Source organism: Cytobacillus sp. Hz8 (assembly GCF_042263505.1).
In the GTDB taxonomy this organism is placed as follows: domain Bacteria; phylum Bacillota; class Bacilli; order Bacillales; family Cytobacillaceae; genus Bacillus_BE.
The window spans coordinates 1-17,701 of sequence record NZ_JBHKFI010000034.1 but is presented as its reverse complement, the minus strand read 5'-3'; the positions used below and the strand labels follow the sequence as shown (position 1 = coordinate 17,701).

At 36.7% G+C, this 17,701-nt stretch carries 14 protein-coding genes, 10 tRNA genes, 2 rRNA genes and 2 pseudogenes; 24 read left to right on the top strand and 4 right to left on the bottom strand.

The annotated features are described in order from the left end of the window. The 24 genes and pseudogenes from ACE38V_RS22890 to ACE38V_RS22775 form a co-directional block, all read left to right on the top strand. A 23S ribosomal RNA gene (locus tag ACE38V_RS22890) occupies positions 1–98 on the top strand; the annotation flags it as partial. 116 nt (positions 99–214) lie between these two features. After that, a 5S ribosomal RNA gene (rrf, locus tag ACE38V_RS22885) occupies positions 215–332 on the top strand. A 9-nt stretch (positions 333–341) separates the two neighbouring features. Continuing rightward, positions 342–416, top strand: a tRNA-Asn gene (locus tag ACE38V_RS22880). 31 nt (positions 417–447) lie between these two features. Next, positions 448–520: transfer RNA gene (locus ACE38V_RS22875), tRNA-Thr, on the top strand. 16 nt (positions 521–536) lie between these two features. Then, a tRNA-Glu gene (locus ACE38V_RS22870) sits at positions 537–611 on the top strand. Between the two features lie 3 nt (positions 612–614). Beyond that, positions 615–690, top strand: a tRNA-Val gene (locus ACE38V_RS22865). A 21-nt stretch (positions 691–711) separates the two neighbouring features. Further along, a tRNA-Thr gene (locus tag ACE38V_RS22860) sits at positions 712–787 on the top strand. Positions 788–794: 7 nt separating this feature from the next. Continuing rightward, positions 795–878: transfer RNA gene (locus ACE38V_RS22855), tRNA-Tyr, on the top strand. A gap of 354 nt (positions 879–1,232) precedes the next feature. Beyond that, a tRNA-Gln gene (locus ACE38V_RS22850) sits at positions 1,233–1,307 on the top strand. Positions 1,308–1,312: 5 nt separating this feature from the next. Then, a tRNA-Lys gene (locus ACE38V_RS22845) sits at positions 1,313–1,385 on the top strand. A 45-nt stretch (positions 1,386–1,430) separates the two neighbouring features. After that, a tRNA-Gly gene (locus tag ACE38V_RS22840) sits at positions 1,431–1,505 on the top strand. Positions 1,506–1,512: 7 nt separating this feature from the next. Then, positions 1,513–1,588, top strand: a tRNA-Ala gene (locus tag ACE38V_RS22835). Between the two features lie 174 nt (positions 1,589–1,762). After that, positions 1,763–2,659 (top strand): arginase, encoded by an 897-nt coding sequence (gene rocF, locus ACE38V_RS22830; RefSeq protein WP_375845036.1) that lies wholly within the window; start codon positions 1,763–1,765, stop codon positions 2,657–2,659. 272 nt (positions 2,660–2,931) lie between these two features. Continuing rightward, on the top strand, positions 2,932–3,495 hold the full coding sequence (gene sigW, locus ACE38V_RS22825) for an RNA polymerase sigma factor SigW (protein WP_375845034.1): 564 nt from the start codon (positions 2,932–2,934) through the stop codon (positions 3,493–3,495). 16 nt (positions 3,496–3,511) lie between these two features. Beyond that, positions 3,512–4,123 carry an anti-sigma factor family protein gene (locus tag ACE38V_RS22820; protein WP_375845032.1) on the top strand — a complete coding sequence of 204 codons (612 nt, stop codon included), beginning with the start codon at positions 3,512–3,514 and terminating at the stop codon, positions 4,121–4,123. A 503-nt stretch (positions 4,124–4,626) separates the two neighbouring features. Beyond that, entirely contained in the window at positions 4,627–5,460 is an 834-nt protein-coding gene (gene cdaA / locus ACE38V_RS22815; protein WP_375845030.1) for a diadenylate cyclase CdaA, read from the top strand. Beyond that, complete coding sequence (locus tag ACE38V_RS22810) at positions 5,453–6,694, top strand: CdaR family protein (RefSeq protein WP_375845028.1); 1,242 nt, start codon at positions 5,453–5,455, stop codon at positions 6,692–6,694. The genes cdaA and ACE38V_RS22810 overlap by 8 nt, the downstream gene beginning before the upstream one ends. Before the next feature lie 34 nt (positions 6,695–6,728). Then, complete coding sequence (gene glmM, locus ACE38V_RS22805; protein ID WP_375845026.1) at positions 6,729–8,078, top strand: phosphoglucosamine mutase; 1,350 nt, start codon at positions 6,729–6,731, stop codon at positions 8,076–8,078. A gap of 512 nt (positions 8,079–8,590) precedes the next feature. Continuing rightward, positions 8,591–10,393, top strand: coding sequence for a glutamine--fructose-6-phosphate transaminase (isomerizing) (gene glmS / locus ACE38V_RS22800; protein WP_375845024.1), 1,803 nt, complete (start codon positions 8,591–8,593; stop codon positions 10,391–10,393). Positions 10,394–10,546: 153 nt separating this feature from the next. Next, positions 10,547–10,975 (top strand): annotated as a pseudogene (locus ACE38V_RS22795) (TnsA endonuclease N-terminal domain-containing protein); the annotation flags it as partial. A gap of 14 nt (positions 10,976–10,989) precedes the next feature. Then, positions 10,990–11,688, top strand: a complete 699-nt coding sequence (locus ACE38V_RS22790; RefSeq protein WP_375845022.1) for a response regulator transcription factor — start codon at positions 10,990–10,992, stop codon at positions 11,686–11,688. Continuing rightward, entirely contained in the window at positions 11,689–12,624 is a 936-nt protein-coding gene (locus ACE38V_RS22785; RefSeq protein WP_375845020.1) for a sensor histidine kinase, read from the top strand. A gap of 96 nt (positions 12,625–12,720) precedes the next feature. Then, positions 12,721–13,644 carry an ABC transporter ATP-binding protein gene (locus tag ACE38V_RS22780; RefSeq protein ID WP_375845019.1) on the top strand — a complete coding sequence of 308 codons (924 nt, stop codon included), beginning with the start codon at positions 12,721–12,723 and terminating at the stop codon, positions 13,642–13,644. Between the two features lie 62 nt (positions 13,645–13,706). Continuing rightward, entirely contained in the window at positions 13,707–14,405 is a 699-nt protein-coding gene (locus ACE38V_RS22775) for an ABC transporter permease (RefSeq protein WP_375845018.1), read from the top strand. Between the two features lie 609 nt (positions 14,406–15,014). Here ACE38V_RS22775 and ACE38V_RS22770 read toward each other — a convergent pair. The 4 genes and pseudogenes from ACE38V_RS22770 to ACE38V_RS22755 all read right to left on the bottom strand — a co-directional run bounded on the left by ACE38V_RS22770 (position 15,015) and on the right by ACE38V_RS22755 (position 17,480). Beyond that, a complete protein-coding gene (locus ACE38V_RS22770) occupies positions 15,015–15,452 on the bottom strand; it encodes an EVE domain-containing protein (protein ID WP_375845016.1) in 438 nt (145 codons plus the stop codon). Between the two features lie 5 nt (positions 15,453–15,457). Then, positions 15,458–15,850: a rhodanese-like domain-containing protein gene (locus ACE38V_RS22765; RefSeq protein WP_375845015.1), complete on the bottom strand. Its 393-nt coding sequence runs from the start codon at positions 15,848–15,850 to the stop codon at positions 15,458–15,460. Continuing rightward, positions 15,837–16,292 (bottom strand): MarR family winged helix-turn-helix transcriptional regulator, encoded by a 456-nt coding sequence (locus ACE38V_RS22760; RefSeq protein ID WP_375845014.1) that lies wholly within the window; start codon positions 16,290–16,292, stop codon positions 15,837–15,839. The genes ACE38V_RS22765 and ACE38V_RS22760 overlap by 14 nt, the downstream gene beginning before the upstream one ends. 454 nt (positions 16,293–16,746) lie before the next feature. After that, positions 16,747–17,480, bottom strand: a pseudogene (locus ACE38V_RS22755) (DUF3888 domain-containing protein). Positions 17,481–17,701 lie beyond the last annotated feature (221 nt).

The window sequence follows — 17,701 nt, the reverse complement described above, 5'->3', positions numbered from 1 at the left end:
AGTAAGATCCCTGAAAGATGATCAGGTAGATAGGTTTGAGGTGGAAGCGTGGCGACACGTGGAGCTGACAAATACTAATCGATCGAGGACTTAACCAAATAGATTACATGGTATTCTTTCTTCTTCTGGAACATTATCTAGTTTTGAGAGAACAAATGAAATTTTCTCTTGAAAAATACAAAAAAGACATTATAATAAATTATGTCTTAAATAGTCTGGTGGCGATAGCGAGAAGGTCACACCCGTTCCCATACCGAACACGGAAGTTAAGCTTCTCAGCGCCGATGGTAGTTGGGGGCTCTCCCCCTGTGAGAGTAGGACGCCCGCCAGGCTGATAATATTCCGCAGTAGCTCAGTGGTAGAGCATTCGGCTGTTAACCGAACGGTCGTAGGTTCGAATCCTACCTGCGGAGCCATTTTTTTGACTAAATGAGCAGGTAGTTTTTTGCTTCCATAGCTCAGTAGGTAGAGCACTTCCATGGTAAGGAAGAGGTCAGCGGTTCGAGCCCGCTTGGGAGCTTGCTAAAATATATATAGGCCCCTTGGTCAAGCGGTTAAGACACCGCCCTTTCACGGCGGTAACACGGGTTCGAATCCCGTAGGGGTCACCAAGTGGAGGATTAGCTCAGCTGGGAGAGCATCTGCCTTACAAGCAGAGGGTCGGCGGTTCGATCCCGTCATCCTCCACCATTTATCTAATCAGACAAGCAAGCCGGCCTAGCTCAATTGGTAGAGCAACTGACTTGTAATCAGTAGGTTGGGGGTTCAAGTCCTCTGGCCGGCACCATTTATATGGAGGGGTAGCGAAGTGGCTAAACGCGGCGGACTGTAAATCCGCTCCCTTGGGTTCGGCGGTTCGAATCCGTCCCCCTCCACCATTTGAATTAATTTAGATTAATTGGACAAGATATTAGTGTCCTTTTTGTTTTGTTTACGCAAACAATCTGGTTTAAGGAAATCTCTTGAATTGATTTTTTGTTTCTATCAGGGGAATGTCGAAACATTTAACTGCAGAAGTCATTCAAGGTAGCACATTCATTTGCAATTATTTCTTCCGTATGTTTTTTTGTTAGAGAATTGCTCTTGAATTGATTTTTTTGTTGTATCAAGGGAATGTCGAAACATTTAACTACAGAAGTCATTCAAGGTAGCACATTCATTTGCAATTAAATGTTTCTGCGATGTTTATTCATGAAGCTTATTCGAAGAGGTGCTTCGTGAAGTTTATTCAATGGGCTATAGCCAAGCGGTAAGGCAACGGACTTTGACTCCGTCATGCGTAGGTTCGAATCCTGCTAGCCCAGCCATTTATGAGCCATTAGCTCAGTCGGTAGAGCATCTGACTTTTAATCAGAGGGTCGAAGGTTCGAGTCCTTCATGGCTCATCTATTTCATATAACTGTTTTGTTGCATCTTCTGTTATGATTTATGCGGAAGTAGTTTAGTGGTAGAACACCACCTTCCCAAGGTGGGGGTCGCGGGTTCGAGCCCCGTCTTCCGCTCCATATAAACGGGGGCTTAGCTCAGCTGGGAGAGCGCCTGCTTTGCACGCAGGAGGTCAGCGGTTCGATCCCGCTAGTCTCCACCAATACATAAGCATATTCAACTCTTAAGTCTTATTGGCTTAAGGGTTTTTTGTTTATTGGGCTTCCTCTTTTTCTTTTAATATTTCATTGAATTAATATTCACGAAATTGTCGAGTTGAGTCAAAGACAATGGAAACGTTAAAATAAAGAAAAATAAGGAGATAGGGGGAACATCGATGACAAAAATATCGATTATTGGAATGCCAATGGATCTTGGTCAAATGAGACGTGGAGTAGATATGGGGCCTAGTGCTATTCGCTATGCAGGTGTAGTTGAGAAGCTTCAGGAATTATTTGATGATGTGCATGATTTAGGTGATATTGCAATTGGAAGACCTGAGGTCATTATAGATGAACAATCCAATCTCCGAAATTTGCACTTAGTTGCTGAAAAGAATGAATTATTGGCCAAAAAGGTTGATGAAGTGATAAAATCCGGTTCCTTTCCATTAGTATTGGGTGGGGATCATAGTATTGCAATAGGAACACTTGCAGGCGTTTCAAGGCATTATCAGAATTTGGGAGTTATTTGGTATGATGCTCATGGAGATTTAAATACCGCAGAAACTTCACCATCTGGTAATATCCACGGGATGCCTTTGGCAGTCAACTTAGGATTGGGCCATGATTTACTAACACAAGTTGGTGGTTATTGTCCAAAAGTGAAACCGCAAAATATCGTTATCATTGGAGCAAGAGCGTTAGACGATGGAGAACGTGCATTGATAAAAGAAAAAGGTATGAGAGTTTATACGATGCACGAGGTTGATCGATTGGGGATGACGAAAGTGATGGAGGAATCCATTGCCTATTTAAAGGATAAAACCGATGGTGTTCATCTATCCCTTGATTTAGATGGCTTAGACCCGCATGATGCCCCTGGAGTTGGTACTCCTGTCATTGGTGGAATTAGTTATCGGGAAAGTCACTTAGCAATGGAAATGCTGGCTGAATCTGAATTAATTACATCGGCGGAATTTGTTGAAGTTAATCCCATATTAGATGAAAAAAACAAAACAGCAACAGTGGCAGTGGCTCTTATGGGATCTTTATTTGGTGAGAAATTATTATAAAAAAGTTATATAAATGGCTGACTAGGTTCGATATACTCTCTTTGTAACCTATTAAACACTTGTGAAACTGCATTTGGCAGGATAGAGAGGGACAATATCTAGTCAGTTTTTTCTATATTAGAGGAATTATTCTACATCGAATTGAAAAATAGTAAACGATACAGTAAAAATTTGTTAATATATTGAATGAGAAACTTTTTAATAAAAATTGAAACCTTTTCCGCTATCGATTCGTAATATCGAATAGCCGCATAGAGCGGAGGTAAATAAAAATGGAAGTAATCGTAAAGAAAAGGATAAAGCAAGTCTTAAAGGGCGACCAAAATGCTTTTGAAGAAATTGTCGAAATATATAAAGGGAAAGTGTTTCAGCTTTGTTACCGAATGCTTGGGAACAGACACGAGGCTGAAGATATGGCACAAGAAGCGTTTATTAGAGCATATGTTAATATCAAAAGTTTTAATATTAACATGAAATTCTCGACATGGTTATACCGCATTGCAACAAATTTATGCATTGATCGCATTCGAAAGAAAAAACCTGATTTTTATTTAGATGCCGAAGTTGCCGGGACAGAGGGATTAACGATGTACTCGCAGGTTGCTGCCGACACATCCTTGCCTGAAGAAGATGTCGAAAGTATGGAGCTCCAAGAGACAATACAGAAAGAGATTTCAAAGCTACCTGAAAAATATCGCTCGGTCATTGTATTAAAATATATTGATGAGCTTTCATTAAATGAAATCAGTGAGATACTGGAGCTTCCGTTAGGTACAGTAAAAACAAGGATTCATCGAGGGAGAGAGGCTTTAAGACATCAGTTGCGAAATGTTTAATGAGAGGTGAAAAAGAATGGAGTGTACTGAAAAAGTCATTGAATATATGCATGAATTTCTTGATGGAGAAATCCTACCAGAGCATGAAAAGGAATTGAGGGGGCATATCCAACACTGTGAGTACTGCCAAAATTATTTTAATGAATTAAGAAGAACGGTTGCTCTAGTGCAAAGTACATCACATATTGAAGTTCCACTTAATTTTACAGCAAAGGTAATGGCGAAATTACCCAAAGAGAAGAAAAAAGTAAGTTTTCAACGATGGTTTATGCATCATCCGGTTCTCACAGCGGCGTCCTTATTTATCGTTTTAATGACGGGTAGTCTGGCTTCTACTTGGAGTGGCGACCATCAGTTCTCGGTAACAGATCAAGCTAATTTAATTGTCAAAAATAATACAGTTATAGTCCCTAAAGGAGAAGTTGTAAAAGGCGATGTCACGGTGAAGAATGGGAATTTAAAGGTTGAAGGTCGGGTTGATGGTGATGTTACCGTAATAAATGGAGAAAATTATATGGCGTCAGCTGGACAAGTTACAGGAGATATCAAGGAAATCAACGAGGTGTTTGATTGGATGTGGTATCATATTAAAGAAACAAGTAAAGAAGTTGTGGCTGTTTTTGAATAAAATAAAACAAAGGTTAAAAGAGGCTGAAATGCGAGAGGAAGGCTTTGGTTACATTTTTCATCTTCATCTTTTCGAATTTCAGCTTCTTTTTACACTTTAAAAAAGTATAAATTGGCAGCGGTGATGAAGATCGACGTAGTGCCAATTTTAGGAATAAAGTATAAGTGCACAAAGGGGAGGCTTCCGAGAGACGAGTTTTCTTTATTTTATACAAGATTGTTGCTTTTTCGAATAGCTTCCCTTTAAACTCTTATCGTAGGGCTTTGGATTCGAACGCAATTGCTTAAAAATTTCATCCAAGCTATCCGATTTTAGAAGCAATCATCTATCCGAAAATAATCAAAAAAAGAATTTGGTTTTACCCGTCTAGTATCTATTTTTTCAAAAGGACACTGAAATAATAGGTGTTTCTTTTTTTTATGATATAATATGTAAGGCGATAAGAGCTAAGATTAAAAATAGATAGCTGAGAAGCTGTGAAATATATTATTGGAGTGGATAAAATGTCGATCATGGGTTTTGAATTCGATATTTTAAAATATATAACGAATATCATTGATATTCTCCTTGTATGGTATGTGATTTATAAACTGATCAATTTAATTAAAGGGACAAGAGCTGTTCAGTTATTAAAAGGGATTTTTGTTATTTTGCTTGTAACCTTTGTTAGTGACAAGCTTCATCTTCAAACATTGAATTATATTATGGAGCAGGTGCTTCTTTGGGGTGTCCTTGCCATCATTATTATTTTTCAGCCTGAATTACGGAGAGCACTTGAACAGTTAGGACGGGGAAAGTTCTTTTCTAGAAGTAGCAATCAGGAGGATGAAGGTCAAGAAAAGCTGGTGGAATCCATTGTCAAGGCTACGGATTATATGGCAAAACGAAGAATTGGAGCTCTCATTTCTGTAGAAAAAGAGACAGGAATGGGCGACTATATTGAAACGGGCATTCCTTTGGGGGCCAAAGTTTCATCTGAGTTATTAATTAACATATTTATCCCGAATACTCCATTGCACGATGGGGCTGTCATTATCCAAAGAAATGCAATCGCTGCAGCAGCCTGTTATTTACCTCTTTCTGAGAGTCCTTTTATTTCAAAGGAACTTGGTACAAGACATAGAGCTGCTTTAGGGATTAGTGAGGTAACCGACAGTATTACCGTTATTGTGTCTGAAGAAACGGGGGCAATTTCCTTAACGAAGAATGGAGAGTTGCACCGTGGATTAACACTGGATGCCTTTAGAGCACTTCTTTCAAGTGAACTTATTATTGAAGAAAAGATGAAACAAGCTTCTTCAGCTCGTTGGAACTGGAGGGGAAAACGCAATGGATAAATATATTGATAAGCTAATTGAGAATAAGTGGTTTATGAAAATTATAGCTCTAATCCTTGCACTATTGCTATTTGATAATGTATATGATGGTAATAAAAATGTGATGGATATTAATGTTCCACAATCCAATGATACAGTAACGATTGGGAATATTCCTGTAAAGAGTTACTATGATACAGAAAACTTGGTGGTTACCGGAGTTCCCGATGAGGTTACTGTAAAGCTTAAGGGTCCAAGAAATTTATTACAGCCAGCCAAACAGCAAAAATCCTTTGAAGTTTATGTTGACCTAACAAAGGCAAAAATTGGAACAGAAAAGGTAAAAATTAAGATTAAGAATCTATCGGATAAACTTAAAGCAACGATTGATCCTGTGTATGCAACAGTAACGATTCATGAAAAGGTAACAAAAGATTTTAGTGTTGAGCCTGAAATCAATGATTCTGCCATTGCCAAGGGGTATTTAGCTGATCAACTGTTTGTGAAACCGGATAAGGTTAAGATTACGGGTGCAAAAGAAGTGATTGAAAAAATCGCTTATGTAAAGGCAACCGTCAATTTAAAAGAGCCTATTAATGAAACAACTTCAGAAAGGGCCTATGTTACTGTACTCGACCAAAATTTTAATAAATTAAATGTAAGTGTTGATCCACAAATAGTGGAAGTGAAAATTCCAATTAAAAGTTCTAGCAAAACTGTACCAATTAATATTGTTCAAAAAGGATCACCTCCAGAAGGAATTTCGATTGACTCAATTAATTTAAGTGAAAAAACAGCAAAAATTATTGCATCTGATAAGGTATTGAAAGACACAAATAGCGTGAGAGTGGAAGTAGATGTAAGTAAAATTAAAGATGATGCGACATTTGATCTACCCATTATTATTTCAAATGATATTGTAGAGGTCAGTCCAAAAACGGTAGAAGTCAATGTGAAGGTTAGTAAACAAGAAGATAAAACTCTTTCGAATATTCCAATTGAAATCAGGGGGATGGCAGATAACCAAGTTCTGAGTTATCGGGATCCTTCTAATGGATTAGTGAGCTTGCTTGTATCAGGACCAAGCAGTGAAATGAATACGATTAGCGCGTCGGATTTTGACGTCTATGTAGATGTATCAGACTTAGATGAGGGAAGTCATAATGTAACCATCAATGTAGATGGTCCGGGTGATCTTGATTGGAAACTTAATAAAAAATCCGCGAAAATAACTATAACTCAAAAAGATGTATAAAACGCAATTATTCGTAGAAGGAGCGATTTTTGAAATGGGTAAATATTTCGGTACCGATGGAGTTCGAGGAGTGGCGAATAGTGAATTAACGCCTGAGTTAGCTTTTAGAATCGGGCGTTTCGGAGGATATATCTTAACGAACGATAAAGAACATCCAAAGGTTTTAATTGGTCGCGATACTCGGATATCCGGTCATATGCTCGAAGGTGCATTAGTTGCTGGATTATTATCCACCGGTGCAGAAGTGATGAGACTTGGTGTCATTACGACTCCTGGCGTAGCTTATTTGACCAAAGTATTGGGAGCTCAAGCGGGAGTGATGATTTCTGCTTCTCATAATCCAGTAGCTGATAATGGGATCAAGTTCTTTGGCCCAGATGGATTTAAGCTTTCTGATGACCAGGAGGCTGAAATTGAGGAGTTATTGGAGTTGGAAGAGGATAACCTTCCTAGACCAACAGGAGCTGATTTAGGGCAAGTAAATGACTATTTTGAAGGTGGTCAAAAATATCTTCAATTTTTGAAGCAAACAGTAGATGAAGATTTCTCAGGAATTCATATTGCTTTAGACTGTGCTCATGGTGCAACTTCATCATTAGCTAATTACCTATTTGCCGATTTAGAGGCTGACTTATCAACGATGGGGGCTTCTCCAAACGGATTAAATATTAATGATGGTGTGGGTTCTACTCATCCCGAGAGCTTAGCTCGGTTTGTGAAGGAAAAAGAAGCGGATATTGGTTTAGCATTTGACGGAGATGGGGATCGCCTCATTGCAATTGATGAAAATGGAGAGATTGTTGATGGCGACCAAATTATGTATATTTGCGCAAAACATTTGAAGGAGCAGGGCCGACTTAAACATGGTACCGTTGTTTCAACGGTTATGAGTAATTTAGGATTCTATAAAGCTTTAGCGGCCAATGGCATTCAAAGTGTGCAAACCGCTGTTGGTGACCGATATGTTGTTGAAGAGATGAAGAAGAATGGCTTTAACCTTGGTGGAGAACAATCCGGTCATATTATTTTTCTAGATTATAATACAACCGGAGATGGATTATTAACGGGATTGCAGCTAGTTAATATCATGAAAATGACGAAGAAACCTTTATCTGAACTTGCCAATGAAATGAAAAAATACCCGCAAAGGCTTGTTAATATCCGGGTAACAGATAAATATCATGTTACAGACAATGAAAAAGTAAAGCAAATCATCGAAGAAGTTGAAACGGAAATGAATGGGAATGGTCGGATCCTTGTTCGTCCTTCCGGAACAGAGCCGCTTGTTCGTGTTATGGCAGAGGCTTCTACTGAGGAGTTATGCAACGAATATGTGGACCGAATTGCGGCGGTTGTAAAAGATGAAATGGGATTAACCGAATAGTGTCCAATCTCTATGCATAAGGGAACGTTTTTCTCCCTTATGCATATTTTATTGGTAGCTTTCCTGTTATCCACGATATTTTTGTTTCAATAAATTTGCCATGGTTTGTCTCCATTCATCCGTTACCCCTGTCACTGTGCTGATGAAAGGTTTTTAGTTGACGATTTTTGATTTCTAGTGTATGCTTATCCTGTTTTTGTAAATAGATGAAAAAGGAGGGGAAACACAAAGGAGTTTTCTTAATTTAAAGCGCCTGGACTAATCACGGATCGAAGTAGTTGATTAGTTGACGAGGAGGAGGTTTATCGAGATTTTCGGCGGATGCCTCCCGGTTGAAAAGCACAATCGTGAGTTCTTCTTTAAAACATTTGAGGCAACTCGGTGAACAAAGGGAAGAAAATGCTTAGAAGAAGTTGGTTTAGAAGGTATTGGATTTTTCAAATTAGAACAGAGATAAGGGGGCAAGACTGCCCCTGAAGGCTTCTTGCCCTCTTATAAGGAGGAAAAGAAGTATGTGTGGAATCGTTGGATATATTGGCAATCAAGATGCAAAAGAAATCCTGTTAAAGGGTTTAGACAAGCTAGAATATCGTGGATATGATTCAGCAGGAATAGCTGTGATCAATGGCGGACAAGTGCATATTTTTAAAGAAAAGGGCCGAATTGCTGATTTACGTGCCATAGTGGATACGGATCTTGCAACAAATACAGGAATAGGGCATACACGCTGGGCGACTCACGGAGTTCCAAGTAAATTGAATGCCCATCCGCATCAAAGTACATCTGGCCGTTTTACGCTTGTTCATAATGGGGTTATTGAGAACTATGATTTATTGAAACGTGAGTATTTACAAGAGGTTTCTTTTAAAAGTGAAACAGATACAGAAGTCATTGTGCAATTAATAGAGTTATTTGTGAATGATGGCTTATCTACTGATGAAGCGTTCCGGAAAACACTTAAACTTTTAAAAGGATCTTACGCAATTGCTCTCCTCGATACTGAAAGCGGCGAAACGATTTATGTCGCCAAAAATAAAAGTCCCCTTCTTGTTGGACTAGGGGATGGCTTCAATGTTGTCGCTTCGGATGCTATGGCGATGCTTCAAGTGACAAATCAATATGTTGAGCTGATGGATAAGGAAATCGTGATTGTTACGAAAGATGAGGTTACGATTGAAAACTTAGACGGAGAAGTTATTTCCCGTGCTCCTTATACAGCTGAATTGGATGCCAGTGACATCGAAAAAGGCACCTATCCGTATTATATGCTGAAGGAAATTGATGAACAGCCTTTAGTGCTTCGCCGCATCATTCAAACATATCAAGACCACCAAGGTAAATTGGTGATTGATGATGAAATTATTGATGCTGTGAAAGCAGCGGATCGTCTGTATATTATTGCGGCTGGTACTTCTTATCATGCTGGACTATTAGGAAAACAGTTTATTGAGAGTATGGCTAAGGTACCTGTAGAGGTTCATATCGCGAGTGAATTTGGATACAATATGCCATTATTATCAGAAAGACCATTATTTATCTTTATCTCACAAAGTGGCGAAACGGCAGATAGCCGTTCTGTATTAGTACGAGTTAAAGAAATGGGATATAAGACTTTAACAATCACGAATGTTCCGGGATCGACTCTATCTCGTGAAGCTGATTTTACTTTATTGCTTCATGCAGGACCAGAGATTGCTGTTGCTTCTACAAAAGCGTATACAGCACAAATGGCTGTTCTAGCGATTCTTGGCCAAGTTGCTGCTAAGAAGAGTGGTTTAGACTCAGATTTTGACTTAGTGCATGAATTAGGAATTGTTGCTAATGCGATGGAGGTTCTTTGTGACTCCAAGGAAGAATTTGAGAAAATCGCCCGTGAATATTTATTAACGACTCGAAATGCTTTCTTTATTGGTCGTGGCATTGATTACTATGTTGGTCAAGAAGGGGCATTAAAGCTGAAAGAAATTTCTTATATCCAAGCAGAAGGCTTTGCTGGTGGAGAATTAAAGCATGGGACGATTGCTTTAATTGAAGAAGGAACACCGATTATTGCATTAGCTACCCAAGAGCATGTAAATTTAAGTATCCGTGGAAACGTCAAGGAAGTCGTTGCCCGCGGAGCCAATCCGTGCATCATCTCAAGAAAAGGACTAGACATGAAGGAAGATCGCTTCGTCATTCCGGAGGTGCACGAGCTCTTAACACCTCTTATCTCTGTAGTACCATTGCAATTACTTGCTTACTACGCTGCCTTACAACGCGGCTGTGATGTGGATAAACCAAGAAATTTGGCGAAGTCTGTTACGGTTGAGTAGGTGTGCGTGTGAATGAACAATGTTGTGTAGATTTGAAATAAAGTCGCGATGTTTATAAAAAAGATGTGATGTTTTGAATAAAGTCGCGACGTTAAATAAAAAAGTTGCGAAGCTTTACCCCTTTGGTTACTATTTAGCCAAAGGGGTGTTTTTATGTCGAAACGAAAAAGAATCACTCAAATTGAGAAATGGATAAAAGAAGGTCGAGGCTCTGGTGTTGGTATAGATTATAAGCCGTGGTTAAAGATTCAGGATGTATCTTCGTTAGGTAGATCTACTCGTTTGAAAGGAATAAAAACAAACAGGCAGCATGAGTTTTTATCAGATTTGGAACGAAACTATTTTTATTTAACTGAATATTCAGATGCAGTTATTGATATTCGAGAACAATTTCCATTATTGCCTTTGGAAGAAACAATAGTCATTGCAGATGAGCTAGGTATAAAACATCCTACAGATCTCAAAACTGGTAAACCGATTGTGATGACAACAGATTTTTAATTAACTGTTGATAAAGAACAAGGCATGTTTGAAGTAGCTCGATTGAATTCAGAAATTAATCATATAAAAGTATTACAGGAAAGGTGTTATTTTTGATGCAAAAAACTATTTTACTTGTTGAAGATGACCCGGCTATTAGTAATATGGTAAAAACATATTTAAATAACGAGGCCTTTAATGTTAAATGTGTATTTGATGGCGAGGAAGCAGGGATTGCCTTTAAGCATACGCATTATGATTTGGTTTTGTTAGACTTAATGTTGCCAAAGCTAAATGGTATGGACTTTCTTCAAATGGTGCGGACTAATAGTTACATTCCCGTAATTATTATGTCAGCAAAAGATAGCGAAGTGGATAAAGCGTTAGGGCTTGGTTTAGGAGCAGATGATTATATCACTAAACCATTTTCAATGGTTGAACTTGCTGCAAGAGTGAAAGCAGCCATAAGAAGATCTACACAGTACATAGACACTCAAATAGAACGAAATACCTCAATAATCAAAGTACATAAGATTGAATTGGATACGGAGAATCATCGTGTGACAAAGAACGGCATTGAGATCAACTTAACATCAAAGGAATGGAAGATTCTTTGTTTGTTTTTTGAAAATCAAAAGATGGTTTTTACAAAAGAACAGATTTATCGATCAGTATGGGGTGACGATTACTATGGTGATGAAAATATTATTAACGTACACATAAGCCGACTGAGGGAAAAAATCGAGGATACCCCATCGAAACCATCATATATCAAAACAATATGGGGGATCGGGTACAAACTTGGAGAATTTTAAATGATTACTATATTAAGTAATGTCATAATTGCCCTTCTAATTTGTATGATCTATCAATATCAATCAAAAAAGGGAAGAAATAAGAATCTTGTCTATATAACAAATAAACTTGAACAGATGAAAGCCTCACAATTAAGTGAGAGAATTCTCATCATAACAGATGATAAGCAACTCATTGAAATGCTAGATATGTTAAATCAAATTGTTAATGATTATCAAGAAAATGTACGTCAGTATAAAAAAATGAAAGTCTCGATGAAACGGATGTTGGCTAATGTCTCTCATGATCTTAAAACGCCGCTTACAGTAATCTCAGGCTATATTGAAATGCTTCAGAACCAACCTCAAATTAATGAACAAGAAAGAGTGCGTTTGCTGCAACAAGTACATAGTAAAACATTAGAACTTATTACGTTAATGAATTCATTTTTTGATTTAGCGAAGTTAGAATCAGGTGATAAAGATATTCCACTAGAAAAAGTTAATTTAACTGAGATCTGTAAAAATAATATTCTTTTGTTCTATGAATGGATCCAAATCAAAGGATTAGAAGTTGTCATTGAGATACCGGAAAACCCCGTTTTTGCTCTCGGTAATGAAGAAGCATTAAACCGTGTATTAAATAACTTGATTTCAAACGGTCTTCGCTATGGTGCAGATGGCAAGATGATCGGTTTAAAGGTGTTTTATGATGAGACGATGGTCTATGTCGAAGTTTTCGATAAAGGTAAAGGAATTAATGAAACAGAGCAGGACCGTGTATTTGAACGTCTGTTCACGCTTGAAGAATCGAGAAATAAAGCTTTCCAGGGCAGTGGTCTAGGTTTAACCATAACAAAAAGACTGGTTGAAGAAATGCAAGGGGACATTTCAATACAATCCATACCATTTGAAAAAACGTCATTTACATTTTCATTGAAACGTCTCAAAAAGTAGCTCTCTGTTTTCTTAAGATTTTTGTAAGAATTAAGACAGAAAAAAGCAAGGGTCACTTGCTAGACTGAAATCAGTTAGAAAACAAGGAGGGTCATAATGGACTATGTTGTACAGACAAGAAATTTAACAAAAACTTTCCAAGGGCATGATGTTGTGTCCGATGTAACGATGAATATTAAAAAAGGTGAGATTTACGGATTCCTTGGACCGAACGGTGCAGGTAAGTCAACAATTATGAAGATGCTAACCAATATGATTAAGCCTTCACATGGTGAGATCATAATCTTCGGAAAACCACTCAAACATGATTCTTTCGATTACTTGAAGAGAATAGGCAGTATGATCGAATACCCCATTTTTTATGAGAAAATGACTGCCTTTGAAAATTTAAAACTGCATTGTTCTTATATGGGATACCATAGCAGGCAGGGGATTCGTGATGCTTTGGATCGGGTGGGTCTTGAAAATGTTGAGAATAAGCTGCCAAAAGACTTTTCACTAGGGATGAGACAGCGCCTTTGTGTCGCCAGAGCGATTATTACAAAGCCGGAATTCTTGATTCTAGATGAGCCCATTAATGGACTGGATCCATCTGGGATTAAGGCTATGAGAAAGTTATTCAAAATGCTTAATCAAGAATACGGTATGACACTTTTAATTTCCAGCCACATTATAGGTGAAATTGAGCAGATTGCAGATACAATCGGTATCATTAAAGGCGGCAAACTGATTGAAGAGGCGTCAATGGCTACGATCAAGGCGAGAACTACAGAATATATTGAGTTAGTGACAAGTAATCAGAGGAAAGCAGCTGTGGTACTTCACGATAAACTAGGTATAAATAACTTTAAGGTGATTGATGACCAAGTCATTCGAATCTATGCTACAGAAGTGCCTCAATCGACCATTTCTAAGACATTAATATTGGAAGATATCAATATTGAGTTTATTAATAAAAATCGGACAACATTAGAAGAGTATTTCATTAAACAAGTTGAGTTAGATAAGTCCGTAGTGTAATTGTTGCATTTAGAAATGATTTTTCAAAAGGATAATGGATAAAGAGCAAGGGAGGGGACACTTTGTTATATTTAATAAAACTTGAGCTTAAAAAGAATAAATTAGGTTGGTTTATCAAGGGAATTATTCTTGCTAATTTAATTACCCTTGGCTTATTATGCATGATTCCCACAGTTGAAAAGATTGAAGGTAAGCAAACATTCAAAAGCTTTACTGATTATTTTATGATCAGTGGAGCAATGGTAAGGGGCATTATTATTGTATTTGCCGCTGTACTTATTTCAAAAGTAATTATTGATGAATTTAAAAATCGAACACATCTTGTGATGTTTTCCTATCCAGTTAACCGAAAAAAGATCTTGAGCGCAAAATTAATTCTTATTTTCTCTTTAACTTTATTTACGATGGTTATCTCTAATCTGTTCGTGATTACTGGTTTTATAGGTATGAACCAAATCTTTCATTTAACATCTGCAATGAGATTAACGGTTACTGATTATTTTGCGGGAATATTAAATCTGTTGATTTTTAATCTTGCCACTGCAGGAGCGGCACTTGTGCCATTATATTTTGGTATGAGAAAGTTCTCAACACAGGCAACGATCATTTCCTCACTACTAATTGTTATGGTAACGACTTCATCAATAGGATCGGTTTTCTCATTAGCGAGTATTATTTATATTCCACTTGCATTGGCATTAATTGCTCTAGGTATTGTTGTGTTAGCTGTTCGGAATATTGAACGCATTGATTTAGATTAAGTGCTGGTTGTTACAAGGCTGCTGACATATTGATGGCTTTTGGTAAGAGAAAACATAATTGCCAGCAAATTTGTGAAGAAGTGTATTTAAATATACGGGGAGTTCATCAAGAATTGTATGATTTAGTGCTAAGACTATATTTTTGTTATTCCATTATAGGGCACGATTGTGGAACAACACCATTATGAAATGATCAAACTTTTTTATAAAAACGAAACTTAGATCTGCTGAAAAGAATCCATTTTGATTAATCTTTTTTTCAAAATGGATTCTTTTAATTTATCGTATAATGCCGCTTGTGAGATTTTTTGAGCAAACTTTATTTCAAAGCAACACTGTTGTTTCCCAACATTATAGATTGTAACTAGACATTATAGTCGGTTACTTTACAATAAAGTAAGTATATTTACATTAATGTTGGAAAAATAGATTTTTGTAGGTGTGGCTTTGTAATAAAGTTGCGATGTTTATAAAAAAGACACGGTGTTTTTAATAAAGTTGAAAAGAAATACCTCTGTGGATATGATAATCTAAAGGGGTGTTTTTTATGTCTAAAGAACGAGAACATCTAAAATCAATAAAAAAAAGTTAAAAGGAGATTAGAACTTTCTAATCTCCTTTAACATCCACCATTTTTTCTGCAATTAGTTTAAAATCTTTTTCACTTATCTCAAAATGGCCAAATCGAAAAGGATAACCCCAACGCTTCTCATTTTTAATGAAAGAGAGGTGTGGGATTAATGGGTGAATTGATGTTTCTGTACAACTAATAAAATCTATATTTCTTCGGAAAGGTATGAAATCATTTCCCATATTAAACTGAAAAATATAATCATCGACAACTTTCCCCAAAGCAGTAAATTTTTGATACGGAGTACTTTCATTAAAACTTACCTTTGAAGAGTAATAAATGATCCAATCACCAGTATTCATCTTTTTTAAAGGAGCCTCTTTACCGTGACAAAGTTGAGCAAATCCACCATAGACACCCTTTATTACATGATCACGAGAAGCAACTCCAATCCAATACCTTGTATTTTTTTGCACTTGAGTTAACACCCACAATTATCAGATATGTTATCATCTATGGTTGATTTTGAAACAGGAAAATTCATTTCCTGCCATGCTGCAATACCTCCGGTCAACTCTTTAACTTTATAACCTTGTTCCAATAAAAACTTTGCTACTTTGGCAGCAGTATTGCACCAGACATCCCAGCAATAAACAATAATTTCCTTTTCTTTTGGTATTTCATTTAAACGATCAGATAATTCTTGTTCAGGTATAACATTAGCATCTATAATTGTTAAATTTCTTAAATGAATTGGACCGTTTCTAACATCGATTAAGAAGTATTTTTCAGAATCCATTTGCTTAGATTTCAGATAATCCATAGGGCTTATTGTTCCTTGAAGACGTGCATTAAAATAATCAAGTGCGTTCATATTTTATAACCTCCAGTTTTTTATATAGCGACTCCCAAACTTTAACAAGAAAATCTTTAAGCAATTGTCTTTCTTGCTGATTTAAAGGGGCTAAAACCTCTGATTCAATATTGGTTAAAAATTCCCAACGCGAATCCAATACATCTTTACCTTTTTCAGTAATTTTAAGGCTATAGGATCTTCTGTCATTAGGATTTTTTGTCCTCTCAACAAATGCTAAAGTTTCCAAATGATCAATATGACTCACCATAGTTGTCCGATCGATTTGTAGGTTTTCAGAAATATCTTTTTGTGATGAGTAAGGGTTTTCTTGAATAAATAAAAGTACTCCATATTGTCTTGCGTTAATATTAAATGGGATAAGTCCTTCAGCAAACTTACTTTCCATTTCCTGCAGAACCTTTCCAAGCAAAAAACCATAAGATTGATTCCATTTATGCAATTGAATTTTCACCACCTATGATAATCAGTTAATTATATAATCAGTATAACTGATTAATTACCGAAAAACAAGTGATTAAAATATTTATAGTGTTTTACCATAATTACATCGTGAACTGTATGAGAAATAGTGATAAGTCAAACTTAATTTTATAATCACATACTTGAGTAAGTCCGCTAATAATTACTTTTTCAACAATAAGGCGTTTTTCAGAAGTAACTAAAAAAGCCCAATTTCTCAGAATTAAATTGAGAAATTGGGCTTTTTAATTTTCCTTAAAGTTGTAAATTCGCGTTTTGCTGGTGGTATGCATGGCGTTATCCCCATAAAGAAGAAACCCAGTAAATCTTCACATGTAAAGGTAGCTGGTTTTAAAGTTGAATGTGCAAAATAACACTTAAAATAAGTGTAAATTATCAGGTAAAGTGACAGGTCTTGAGTCCCCCAACTTTTTTTATTGCTGCTTTGTTTTCTTATAAGAATTATTTCTTAATTCCATCTTAGTCCATTCTTCCTTTGGAATGCCTCTATGCTTATAATCGACAACATTAATTTGGTTACCTTGAATTTGAAAAGTAATTGTTTCTTCACCATAAGGTGGATTATGTGCCCCCTCAAAAGTTTGTACTTGAACAGTTACATTTAAGTTGAAATTTGTCTCATCTCTCTCTATTTTAGGATTTTCTCGAATCCCCGATCCCACAGTTTAGGTTTATAATTTGTTTCAATAGCTTTACTTATTGGGTCTACTAAGCGTTCAAACAATGCCTCTTTAAGTAATTGTTTTGGAACTGGTATTCGGTTAATTTTCTTTCTTTTAACATCAACAATTTTCCACATATCTTTTAATGGGCCACTTGTTTGTTTTTCAACAGTATAAAGTACATTAGTGCCATCTTCTTTCCAAAGGTAAACATAACCTTTGTTACCCTTGATATATAGTCGTGGTTCATCAATCCACTCTTCTTCCAACTGAATAATTGTAAAATATAATTGGGCAAGTGGTGTTATTTTATAACCCAGTTGATTAAAATCACCAAATCCGTAGAGTCGATAACCCGTTAAGTCAATATCGAAATCCATACTACCATTATTGCCTTTTTGTACAGTGGTATGGGCTGTGTAAGGCACTAAAATATTCATAAGAAGTACAGTAATTACAGAAATTGCGGATAACTTTGGTCTCATATTCAATCACCTCATTATATTTTGTGACAACAGAGGTGAATTTACTTTTTTACTCAGAGCAAAAAACTTGTTCCAGAAAAGGGCGCTTTAGTTTGTGCGAAATGTTCCTGACTCAAATGAAATGTGGTCACACAATTTCGGTAAAGGTCAGGCAGTTTTAGATTATTAAGACTGAAGGGTTATATCGAGGAGTCGAATGAAGAGGTAACGCTCTGAAAGGC